Origin of the sequence: Mycobacterium simiae, from assembly GCF_008370645.1 — a bacterium.
Lineage (GTDB): Bacteria > Actinomycetota > Actinomycetes > Mycobacteriales > Mycobacteriaceae > Mycobacterium > Mycobacterium simiae_A.
On the sequence record NZ_VTZN01000636.1, the window covers coordinates 1 to 272 of the forward strand.

Annotated in this window: 1 protein-coding gene; it reads right to left on the reverse strand. The window is 66.9% G+C overall.

The features are described 5' to 3' along the window. Positions 1–272, reverse strand: a 272-nt coding sequence (locus F0Q45_RS27205) for a transposase (protein ID WP_149656725.1), incomplete at both ends; no start/stop codon positions are given.

Sequence of the window (272 nt, forward strand, 5' to 3'; positions counted from 1 at the left end):
GACAACCGAGCCTCTGTGGCGCGTAACGCCTTGTTCTCGGCCCGCAGCCGCGCCAGTTCCTGCTCCGGAGTCTCGCAACCTGGGCTCGCTGCGGCCGTCGAGGCCGACCGACTATGCCGGATCGGCACCCCGGCCGCCTTGCACCACGCCGACAGTGTCGCCTGGCTGACACCGAGCTCCGCAGCGATCACCGTGATCGTCGCGCCCTCAGTGTCCCGGTACAGCGCGACCGCGTCACGCTTGAACTCTTCTGGATAGTTTTTCCTCGCCAT